Origin of the sequence: Longimicrobium sp. (assembly GCF_036280135.1) — a bacterium.
Classification (GTDB): Bacteria; Gemmatimonadota; Gemmatimonadetes; order Longimicrobiales; family Longimicrobiaceae; genus Longimicrobium.
In genome coordinates this window covers 1-11,097 of the sequence record NZ_DASURI010000735.1, presented here as the reverse complement: position 1 = coordinate 11,097, position 11,097 = coordinate 1, and the positions used below count along the sequence as shown (strand labels likewise).

Annotated in this window: 7 protein-coding genes and 2 pseudogenes; 1 reads left to right on the top strand and 8 read right to left on the bottom strand. The window is 70.9% G+C overall.

The genetic code is table 11. From position 1 onward, the window contains the following. Window positions 1–113 (top strand): annotated as a pseudogene (locus tag VFZ20_RS32995) (IS110 family transposase); the annotation flags it as partial. A gap of 388 nt (window positions 114–501) precedes the next feature. On the opposite strand, the gene VFZ20_RS23805 reads toward VFZ20_RS32995, so the two are convergent. The 8 genes and pseudogenes from VFZ20_RS23805 to VFZ20_RS23770 all read right to left on the bottom strand — a co-directional run. Continuing rightward, window positions 502–1,044 carry a YfiT family bacillithiol transferase gene (locus VFZ20_RS23805; protein ID WP_329686450.1) on the bottom strand — a complete coding sequence of 181 codons (543 nt, stop codon included), beginning with the start codon at window positions 1,042–1,044 and terminating at the stop codon, window positions 502–504. Between the two features lie 180 nt (window positions 1,045–1,224). Then, window positions 1,225–2,127, bottom strand: a complete 903-nt coding sequence (locus VFZ20_RS23800) for an MlaD family protein (RefSeq protein WP_329686449.1) — start codon at window positions 2,125–2,127, stop codon at window positions 1,225–1,227. Between the two features lie 68 nt (window positions 2,128–2,195). Further along, entirely contained in the window at window positions 2,196–2,972 is a 777-nt protein-coding gene (locus VFZ20_RS23795) for an ABC transporter ATP-binding protein (protein WP_329686448.1), read from the bottom strand. A 12-nt stretch (window positions 2,973–2,984) separates the two neighbouring features. Next, window positions 2,985–3,848: an ABC transporter permease gene (locus VFZ20_RS23790; RefSeq protein WP_329686447.1), complete on the bottom strand. Its 864-nt coding sequence runs from the start codon at window positions 3,846–3,848 to the stop codon at window positions 2,985–2,987. A 720-nt stretch (window positions 3,849–4,568) separates the two neighbouring features. Further along, the gene (locus VFZ20_RS23785; RefSeq protein ID WP_329686446.1) at window positions 4,569–7,967 is read right to left on the bottom strand and encodes an efflux RND transporter permease subunit; all 3,399 of its coding nucleotides are present in this window, start codon (window positions 7,965–7,967) and stop codon (window positions 4,569–4,571) included. A 13-nt stretch (window positions 7,968–7,980) separates the two neighbouring features. Beyond that, window positions 7,981–9,102: an efflux RND transporter periplasmic adaptor subunit gene (locus tag VFZ20_RS23780; protein ID WP_329686445.1), complete on the bottom strand. Its 1,122-nt coding sequence runs from the start codon at window positions 9,100–9,102 to the stop codon at window positions 7,981–7,983. Beyond that, window positions 9,102–10,745, bottom strand: a complete 1,644-nt coding sequence (locus tag VFZ20_RS23775) for a TolC family protein (RefSeq protein WP_329686444.1) — start codon at window positions 10,743–10,745, stop codon at window positions 9,102–9,104. The genes VFZ20_RS23780 and VFZ20_RS23775 overlap by 1 nt, the downstream gene beginning before the upstream one ends. Before the next feature lie 47 nt (window positions 10,746–10,792). Further along, window positions 10,793–11,097 (bottom strand): annotated as a pseudogene (locus VFZ20_RS23770) (hypothetical protein); the annotation flags it as partial.

The window sequence follows — 11,097 nt, the reverse complement described above, 5'->3', positions numbered from 1 at the left end:
GGAAGCCGTTCAAGGTTGCCATGATCGCGTGTCTGCGGAAGCTGCTGGTGATCCTGAACACGATGGCGCGCACGAATACACCCTGGAATCCGGCGATCGCGGCCACCGTCTGAAACACAGTTGCTGAGGAGCCGCCGCGCGATTTCGATCCCGGCAGGGTCCATGGCGGCGACGAAGGATCTTGCCCGCGAAACGTGAGGCCGGCTTCCGTGCTGGAAGCCGGCCTCATGATTCGCACACAAGATCCTCCGGTCGCCGCCGGAGTTCCGTCGTGACGAACGTCTTCGTGGCTCCTTCAGGATGACGCGGCCCGGAAATGCAGTCTCCCTGCACCCGCCGAGAACGGGGCCCGTGCACGGGCGAGTGCCGGGCGCGGCGCGACCAGATTCTTCCGCCGGCGCATCCGTCGCGGGACGGATCCAGCCGCGCCGACGTCAGAATGACAGCACGGGACGCATCCCGTTGTCGCGGTTTCTTTTCGTCGCGGTTCGTCTTCCTTTGCTACCAGCCCATGCGCTCGCGGAGGCCGGTCACGTGGGCGACGTGGTGCCGGCCGTGCCACGCGTACAGCCCGAGCACGTAGTCCAGCCGCATCCGCCCGTTCTCGGGGTGCTGGACGGTGCGCGACCACGCGTCGTCGGGGAGGGAGCGCAGCAGGACCACCCAGCGCGCGTGCAGCGCCTCCAGCAGCGTGAGCGAGACCTCCACGGGCGTGTCGCGCGAGTCGTCCAGCAGGGCCCAGGCCCCCTCGTCGTACGGCTTGATGACGGGATCGGTCTCCGTGAGGCCCAGCTTGACGCGCGTGTAGGCGTTCAGGTGGCTGTCGGGCAGGTGATGCACCACCTGGCGCACCGTCCACCCGCCGTCGCGGTACGGCGTGTCCAGCTGCGCATCGGACAGTCCCGCCACGGCCTCGCGCAGCCGCGCCGGCGTTTGTGCGATCTGCTCGATCCACGCGGCGCGCTCATCCGCCCCGATCTCTCCCTCCACGCGAAAGCGGCCCACGGGAAAACGCGGGTCCACCGCCCCTTCGGTCATCGTCATCTCCCAACGCTCCGGGTCCAGGGAAATGCCGGCCCGTGCCGGCGGGCGACAAGGTAGCGGATGGAGCGCATCCGCCCAAGCACGAAGGCGGGCCCGGAGACATGCCCCGGGCCCGCCCTGACGTCCATCGACCTGATCGAGGTTCCGTACCGTCCGTACCCCGTACCTTCGTACCGCCGTTTAGAACACGCTGACGTTGATGTACTTGCGCGGGTTCTGGCGGATGTCCGTCGTCAGCTGGTTCAGGCTGGTGACTGCGGCGTTCATGTTCTGGTACAGCTCGTCGTCACGCGTGAGCCGGCCCAGCGTGCCCTCGCCGCTGTCCACGCGCTGCATGAGCGTCGCCAGCGACTGGCTGGCCTGCTGCAGCGAGCCCGTGGCCGCGTCCAGGCGGATGGACATGCTGTCCGTCCGGGCGATGGCGCGGGCCAGCTCCGGCTGGTTCACGGCCGCCACCGTGCCCTCCAGCCCCTGCGCCGAGCGCTGCAGGCTGCTGGTGAGCGCGTTGAGCTGCGACCGCTGATCCGTGGCCAGCTGCGTGAGCTGGACGAGCAGCTGCTGCATCTGCTGCGCGCTGGCGCCCACGGCGCTGATGGTCTGCTGGTTGAGCAGCTGCTGCGCCCGGATGAGCACCGTGTCGGCGTTGGCGCCCAGCGTCTCGACCGTGCCCGTGAGCGTGGGCGAGTCCGCCGAGGGCAGCATGGCGCCGTCCTGCAGCTCTGCCTTGCTGGAGCCGGGGATGATCTCGGCCACCATGCTCTGCAGGATGCCGCCGGAGACGATGGAGACGCGCGAGTCCGCCGGCACCTTGTAGCCGGGGTCGTGCTGCAGCTCCATGGTGATGCGCACCCCGCTTCCGTCGATGACGAAGTCGCGGATGCGGCCGATGTTCACGCCCTTCATCTGCACGGGGTCGCCCTTGCGGATGCCGCCCGCGTCCTGGACCACCGTGGACACGTAGTAGCGGCCGCGGAACGTGCCCGGGTCGGTGAGCGCGAAGAGGGCCGCGAGCACGGCCAGGATTCCCACCACCACGAAAATGCCTACGTGCACCTCGCGGCGCGGCGTGCGTACGGGAGCCATCGCCCGGAGCTCCTCCTGGGAAAGTCGGTTACGAGGCGCGGCCGGAGCCGCGCCGTCGGCGCGCTGAATCATACGGTCTCAATCAGGTCGGAGTCAGGGACGTCCCGCTCCAGGAAGGCGCGCACGAGCGCGTCGTCGCTGCTGCGGAACTCGTCTGCGGTGCCCACGAAGCGGATGCGGCCGTGGTCCAGCATGGCCACCCGGTCGCTGATGGGCAGCGCCCCCTCGATGTCGTGCGTCACGATGATCGACGTGACCCCCATCTCCTCGGCGAGCTGGGCGATCAGCCGGTGGACCACGGTGCCGTTCACGGGGTCCAGCCCCGTCACCGGCTCGTCGTACAGCAGGATTTCGGGCCGGCCCACGATGGCCCGCGCGATCCCCACGCGCTTCCGCATTCCGCCGGACAGCTCCGACGGCAGCTTGCCCAGCACCTTGGCCGGGTCCAGGTTCACGTGCTCCAGGGCCGTGGAGACCTCGGCGGCCAGCCGGCGCGCGCCCAGGTCCCGCTGCTCCTCGTCGCTCAGCCCCTGCGCCACGTTCTCGAACACGCTCATGGAGTCGAAGAGCGCGGCGTTCTGGAACACGTAGCCCACCTTGCGGCGAATGCGCGCCAGCGACTGCCGGTTGGCCATGGCCACCGAGTCGCCGTCCACGATGATGTCGCCGTGGTCGGGAAGGATGAGGCCGATGGTGGTCTTGAGCAGCACGCTCTTGCCCGTGCCCGAGTGGCCCACCACCGAGATGGTCTCGCCGCGCCCCACCGTGAGCTCCACCCCCGCCAGCACGGGGTGGTCGAACCGCTTGTATACGTCCTGGTACTCCACCATCGCGTCGCCGCTCATCGTCATCCCTCCTCAGTTGAGCAGCAGCGGGGGAAACAGCGCGTCCAGGAACAGCACCGCCAGCGTCATGGTCACGACGGCCGACGTGGTGTACCGACCCACGCCCTCGGCGCCGCCCCGCGTGGCCAGGCCCATGTGGCTGGCGACGAGCGGGATGACGAGGCCAAAGACGAGCGCCTTGGACAGCGAGTAGAACAGGTCCCAGTTGTGCCAGAACAGCCCGGCGCCGTACAGGAACGAGCGGTAGCCCAGCCCGGCCGTGAGCTGCGCGGCGAACATGCCGGCGAACAGGCCCACGGCGTCGGCGATGGCCACCAGCACGGGCACGGCGATGATGCCGGCCAGGATGCGCGGGGCCACCAGCGTGCGCACGGGGTCGCGTCCCAGCGAGTGCAGGGCGTCGATCTGCTCCGACACCTTCATGGTGCCCAGCTCGGCCGTGATGCGCGCGCCCACCCGGCCAATGAGCACCACGGCCGTAAGCACGGGGCCCAGCTCCAGGATGATGCTGCTGGTGACCACGCTGCCCAGGATGTACAGCGGCACGCTGCCCGTGAACTGGTAGCCGCCCTGCTGCGACGTCACGATCCCCGCGAGCGTGCCCGTCACGAGCACGATGGGGATGGAGCCGATCCCCATCCAGTAGATCTGGCCGGCGATCTCGCGCATGGGGATGCGGCCGGTGAACAGGTACACCAGCGAGCGCCACACCAGGTTGGCCATGCCCCCGGCGTGCTCGAAGAACCGCTCCGCCCCGCGGCCCACGGCGCCCAGGCGCCGGATGTGCCACGGGCTGGGGCGCATGGGGCGCCCCGGAGCCGGCTGGTTTTTCGCGACGCCGCCCGCCTGGGCCGGCTCCTCGCGCGTGGTCTGCATGCTCGATCTATCCAAAGAAAGCCGGCCTCTCCGTCGAGGTCCGGTAGCACCCTTCGCCACTCGAAGGTGCGCTGATACCCGCCTGGGCGCGCCGCGTTCACCGCATCCACGTCCTGTCCCACGTCGATTACGTGGCAGGCTCCGTCCGCGGATCGCCGCGCGCCCCTCTTTGTCGTCAAAAAGCCGGAATTCCGGCTCTCCTTCACTGTCCGAAAGATAATGAGCCAAGATCGTTCAGTCAATACTAAACGTACTACACAGATGCTTAATCAGTTTCCAATAATCAACTCAACCGTTTGCAATATAACACTTTAGATGATCTCGCGCGACCACGCGGGGGTCCGCAGGGCCCGTGCTGGACTGATCCGGGAACGGCCCTCCCCCAGCCGAAGCGAATGAATTCGCCGCTGGAAAGGCACAAAGTCCGCCTGCGCGGACTGCCCCAGCAGACGTCGTGTCGTGTGCACCGGTGGCGGCCGCCGAGCCGTTGAAGCCTCACGCAGTTTGTGAGGCTTTCCGCAGTCGTTGCGGCGGCTTCAGCCGCTCCGGCCCGGTACCGGCCGTTCCGGATCAGACCATCGGCGGAGGGGACCCAACTCGTGCACCCGGCATCCCTCCCCTCCGCCGATCTCCGTCCGCCGACCCGCCTCCATCACCTGCTCCGCCGATCAGTCTTCGTGGATCAGCCCCGCCGATCCACCTCCGCCAATCGCCCTCGACCTACGCCATCCCCGGCGAGGGGTTGGGGCCGATGTCCGTGCGCAGGGCCGGCTCGGGCTCCGGCTCGCGGCGCACACGGGCGGGCTCGTGCGGCACCGTGCGATCGTGTCCGCCGCCGTGCCCATGGCCGCCGCCGTGCCCGCCCGTACCGGACGAGCCACGGAAACGTCCCATGAAGCCCTCGCGCATCTCGTCCAGCAGCTCCCACACGGTGGGGATCACCAGCAGGGTGAGCAGGGTGCTGGTGAGCACGCCGCCGATGATGGCGATGCCCATGGGCGCCCGGAACTGCGCGCCCTCGCCCTCGCCCAGGGCCACGGGCAGCATGCCCGCGATCAGGGCGAACGTCGTCATCAGGATGGGGCGCAGGCGGATGGCGCCGGCCTCGATGAGCGCCTGCCGCCGGTCCAGCCCGCTTTCCTTGCCCCACTTGGCAAAGTCCACCAGCAGGATGGCGTTCTTGGCCACGATGCCCATGAGCATGATGATGCCGATCATGCTCATCAGGTTCAGCGTGCTGCCCGCCAGCCACAGCCCCAGCACCACGCCGATGAGCGAGAGCGGCAGCGACAGCAGGATGGCCAACGGGTCCAGGAAGCTGCCGAACTGCACCACGAGGATCAGGTACATCAGCATCACCGCCACGCCCAGGGCGAACATGATGCGGCCGAACACCTCGTTCTGGTCCTCCGTGTCGCCGCCGAAGCTGCGGTTGTAGCCCACGGGCATGCGGACGTTCTCGTCCAGCCGCTTGGTGATGTCGCTCACCACCTCCGAGAGCGGGCGGCCCTCGGTGTTGGCCTCCACGTTGATCACCCGCTCGCGGTCCAGGTGGTTGATCTGCGCGGGGCCCAGCTCGCGCGACACCGTGGCCACCTGGCCCAGGGGCACCGTCACGGGCCCCTGCGGCCCCTGCAGGGGGATGGGCACCTGCTCCAGGTCCGCCGTGCGGGCGCGCGACTCTTCCGTGAAGCGGATGTACACGTCGCGCGTCTCGCCGCTGGGGTCCACCCAGTCCCCCACGTCGATCCCCGCGAACGCCGGCCGAAGGGCCTGCGCCACCTGCGCCGCCGTCACCCCCAGCGAGCCGGCCAGGCCGCGGTTCAGGTCCACCGTGAGCTCCGGCTTCTGCCCCTTCGTCGACAGGGAGATGTCCACGGCGCCGGGCACCTGCTGCACCTGGGCCTGCACCTGCTCTGCCAGCCGGTTGAGCACGGCGATGTCGGGGCCCTGCAGCTGGATCATGATCTGCTTTTGCCCGCCGAAGTTGCCCGTGGCCAGGGCCGCCGTGGCGCCGCCGATGCCCTTGGCCCGCTCGCGCAGGGAGCTGGCGATCTCCTCCTGCCCCCGCTCACGATCGGCCTTGGGCTGCAGGCGCACGTACACGTTGCCCTGGTCCACCGAGCCGCCCTGCCCGCCGATGGTGGTGTAGGTGTAGCGCACCTCGGGGATGGCGCGGGCCATGGCGGCCACCTCCTCCGCCTTGAGCCGCGTGTACTCCAGGCTGCTTCCCGGCGGCGTGTCGATCTCCACCTGGAACTCCGAGTTGTCGTCCTTGGGAAAGAACTCGAAGCCCAGCTTGCCGCCCGCCGGCGCCACGATGATGGCGCCGATGATCCCCATGAACGCCATCACGCCCACCCCGCCCTTCATCAGCCCGCCCGCCAGGCCGCGGGGGAACTTGACGAAGGTAAGGACCAGCACGGCCACGGCGATCACGGCCGTCACGGCCAGGAACGCGTAGATGCCCTTGGCCGGCACCACCAGCGCCCCGATGAACGTGCCGATGGCGATGAGGATCATGGCCAGGGCGTGGTCCAGCGCCCACGCGATCACGCGCTTGTAGTTCTCCGCCCGCCGGTCGAACCAGCGGTTGAAGCTGTCCAGCCAGCGGGTGATGAACCACTTCTCGTGCTCCTCGCGGTGCGGGTCCGGCCAGTACGCGCTGAGCATGGGGTCCAGCGAGAACGACACGAACAGCGACACGAGCACCGAGCACGCGATGGTGAGCGCGAACGGGGCAAACCACTGCTCGGCCAGGCCGCCCATGAAGGCGATGGGCACGAACACGCAGACGATGGAGAACGTCGTGGCCGCCACGGCCATGCCGATCTCGTCCGTCCCCTCCCGCGCGGCCGTGTAGTGGTCCTTTCCCATCTCCACGTGCCGCACGATGTTTTCTCGAACGACGATGGCGTCGTCGATGAGGATGCCGATGGCCAGCGACAGGCCCAGCAGCGACATCGTGTTGAGCGTGAAGCCGAAGAACAGCACGGCCACGAAGCTGGCCAGCACCGACACGGGCAGCGCCAGGCCCGTGATGACGGTGGACCGCCACGAGTTCAGAAAGAGGAACACCACCAGCACCGTGAGCAGGGCGCCCTCCACCAGCGTCTGCTGCACGTTGCGGACGGAGTTGGCCACCCGCTCGCCGGAGTTGCGCACGACGTCGAGCTTGGCGCCCGCCGGCACCGTCTTTTGCACCTCGTCCACGGCCGCGATGACGGCGTTGGCCACGGCCGTCGTGGAGTAGCCCTGCGACTTGACGATGTCGATGCCCACGGCCGGCTGGCCGTTGAACAGGGCCAGCGACCGCGCCTCCTCCGTCCCGTCGCGCACGCGCGCCACGTCGCCCAGGCGCACGGGCGCCCCCTGCGGCGAGGCGACGACCAGCTGCGCGAACGCCTGCGGGTCCGTGAGCCGGCCGCGCAGCCGGATGGTGCGCTCCTCCAGCTGCGTGTTGAGCCGGCCCACGGGCGCGGCCAGGTTCTGCGTCTGCAGGGCCTGGACGACCTGGGGCATGCTCACCCCGGCGGACTGCATGCGCGTGGGGTCCACCTCCACGCTCAGCTCGCGCTCGATCCCGCCCACCATCTGCACCTCGGCCACGCCGGGAATGCCGCGCAGGGCCCGGGTGATCCCGGGATCCGCCACGCGCGTGAGGTCCGCCGGCGACATCGTCTGCGACGAGAGCGTCATGGAGACGATGGGCTGGTCGTTCGGGTCGAACCGGGCCAGGATGGGCTCCTCCATCTCCTGCGGCAGGTCGCCGCGGATCTGCGAGATGGCGTCGCGGATGTCCTGCGTGGCCTGCTGCACGTCCTTTTCGTAGACGAACATCACCTGGATGGACCCGAAGCCGTCCAGGGCCTGGCTCTGGATCTGGTCCACGCCGCTGATGCCCGCCACCGCCTCCTCGATGGGCTCCACCACCTCGCGCTCCACGATGTCGGGCGAGGCGCCGGGATACGGCACGGAGACGAAGACGAACGGCGCCTCCACCTCCGGGAACTCGTCCGTGTCCAGGTTGAGCAGCGCGAAGATGCCGAACACCACCAGGGCCAGCATGGTCACCGTGGTGACCACGGGCCGCTTGATGGCGAAATCGGAGATGAACATCGTCCTGGTCTCCTTAGCGGGCCGGGGCGGCGGCCGCCCCGGCCCTGACGGTCACCCGCGTCCCCGGCGTCGTGCCCAGGGCCGCCCCCACCAGCAGCGTGTCGCCGGCCGCCACGCCGCCCGTGATCTCCACCCGGTCCGTGTCGGCGTCGCGCACGCCCAGCGTCACGGGCACGCGCTCGGCCTTGCCGTTCGTGAGGCGGACGACCAGGGGCTGCACCCCCCGCTCGTCCACGGCCGAGGCCGGCACCATGATCCCCTGCCGCGCCTCGGACTGCACCCGCCCCTCGGCAAAGAGCCCGGAGACGAGCGTGCCCTGCGCGTTGGGGATGGAGACGATGACGGGCACCTGCCGCGTGACGGGGTCCGCCGCGGGGTTGATGCGCTGCACCGTCCCCGTGAAGGTCTGCCCCGGGTAGCCCGTGACCGTGAAGCGCACGGGCGCGCCCACGCGCACCTGCCCCAGCTCCGCCGCGGGGACGGACGCCTCCAGCCGCATGCTCCCCGGGTCCACGATCACGAACAGGGGCCCGCCCATCTGCACCACGGAGCCGGCGGAGACGGGGCGGTCGCTCACGATGCCCGAGATGGGCGCGCTGACCGTCGTCTTGCCCAGCTGCTCCTGCGCGCTGGACAGCTGCGCGCGGGCGCCGGCCAGCTGCGCCTGGGCCGCCGCCAGCGTGTTGCGCGCCGTCTCCAGGTCGCGGTCGGCCACGGCGCCGGCCGCGGCCAGCGTGGCGTTGCGGTCCACGTTGCGCTGGGCGTTGGCCACCTGCAGCTCCGCCGAGCGCACCGCCGACTGGCCGGAGAGCACCTGGTCGCGGATGGCCGCGGCGTCGATGCGGGCCAGCGGCTGGCCGGCGCGCACGGCCTGCCCCTTCTCGGCGAAGACGCCCTGCACCAAGCCGCCGATCTCGGCGTTCACGCGGGCCTCGCGCTCCGCGGCCAGGCTGCCCGACAGCGCCGGGCCCGTGGCGATCTCCTCCACGGCGGCCACGTACACGGCCTCCGGTCCCACCGTCACGCCCGTCTCGCCCTTGGGCTGCTCGGCGGCCTCGCCGTCGCGCCCGCAGGCGGCCAGGGCCAGGGCCAGCGCCAGGGCGCCGGCCGTCCTCCACGTCGTCCTATCCATCATCACTCGCCCCCCGCGGTGAACGCCGATGCCTGGCCCGCAGCCGAGTTCTGCTGCTGGGGCTGCTGTTGCTGCTGCGGCTGCTGTTGCTGCTGGGTCTGCTGCGTGGCCCCGCCCGCCGACCCGCCGCCCAGCGGCAGGTAGGGAAGCAGCGCCACGCGGGCCTGCGCGATCTGCAGGTCGCGCGCGGCCACGGCGCGGTTGGCCTGCGCCTGCTGCAGCAGGATGCGCGAGTCGCTCAGCTCGATCTGCGTGCTGAGCCCCTCGCGGTACCGCACCTCGGCGATGGAGTAGGCCCGCGCGGCCTGCTCCACGACGCCCGCGCTGGCCTGGTACTGCGCGCGGGCGGCCTCCAGCCGCTCCAAGGCCGTGCGCGAGTCCAGCCGGGCGGCGTCCTGCGCCTGCCGCAGGCGCGCCTGCGCCTCCAGCAGGTCCGCCTCGGCCACCAGCTCCTCGCCGCGGATGCGCCCGCCCGTGAAGAGCGGCACGTTCAGCTGGGCGCCCACCGTCCAGTTGGTGCGGAACTGGTCCCACTCGGGCAGCAGGCCGCCCGGGTACGCCACCCGCCCGTACTGCGACGTGAGGCTCACCGTGGGCAGGCGCTGGGCGCGGGTGGCGCGCAGGGTGTTCTGCTGCACGGTCACGAGCGTAGCCGCCTGCTGCACGGGCGCGCGGTTCACGACGCTCGTGTCGCCCAGCAGCCCCTCGTCGGCCGCGAAGCGCGCCACGGGGACGGCCCGCGTCTCCTCCAGCGTCGTCGTCAGGTCCAGGGGCGCGTCGGCCGGCAGGTCCAGCAGCAGGCGCAGCCGGGTATACGCGAGGTCACGATCCGCGCGGCGCTGGATGACGACGGGAACCTGGTTGTCGCGCTGCACCTGGGCCCGCAGCACGTCGAACTCCGGCTGGTTGCCCACCTGCCGGGCCAGGCGCACCTGCGACAGGGTGGTGTCGGCCTGGGCCAGCGTGGCCTCGGCGATGGTCACCAGCCGGTCGGCCAGGGCGGCGTCGTAGTAGGCCTGGGTCACGTCCAGGGCCAGCTGCGCCCGCTGGCTGTTGAGCTCGATCTCCGCCCGCGCGCGGCCCGCCTCGGCAATCCGGTTCTGCGCGCCGATGCGGGGGCTGAACAGCGACTGCGACAGGCTCAGGCCGATCTGCCAGGTGTTCTCGCTGCCGAACCCCAGGTCGCCGAAGCCGCTGAACGGGCTGCCGCTGTTGGCGCACTGAAAGGCGTGCTCCAGCGAGTCCAGCCGCGTCGCCAGGGGAAGCGTGGGGTCGGGGGTGTAGGCGCCGCCGCAGTTCTGCGGGGGCGGCGACGCCGTGGTGGTGTCCGTGCCGCCGCCGCCCAGCCCCTCGAACTGCGAGGCCAGGGCGCGGGAGTAGGCAAGGCTGCCGTTGAGCTGGGGAAGGCGCGCGGCGCGGGCCTGCACCAGCTGGCCGCGGCTGCGGGTGAGCCCCGCCCGCGCGATCTGCACGGGCTCGCTGGCGTCCTCGGCCAGGCGCAGGGCCTCTTCCAGCGTGAGGGGGCGTTGCGCGGCCAGGTCGGGCTGCGCGGCCGCGGGCGCCGCCATGAGCAGCGCCGCCGCCAGGGCGGCGCCGCGCAGGGCGGCGCCGCGCAGGGCGCGGCCGGGCCAGGAAAGGGTCCTCATATCGATCGGTCCCCGTCAGGTCGGGAGAATCGGTTCGGACTGCGGGATCAGGACCCGGCCGCGCGCGCCTGCTCGCGGCCGGGAGGCTCCGGCTGCACCGGCGTTGCGCCGATGGCCCGGAGGAACAGCTTTACGTACCGCTCGGGCGCGTCGTCCGGGGCGTAGACGTACCGCTCCGGCACGGCGTCCCGGGCGATGGCGTCGGCGAACAGGGACCCCATGAGCAGGTTGGCGCCCGTCTCGGGGTCCAGGTCCGCGTCCGCCAGCCCCCGGTCGCGAAGGCGGCGCAGGTAGGTGCGCAGCTCCTCGTGCACCTGCACCGGGGGTCCCGCCACGCACCGCATGGCCTCGG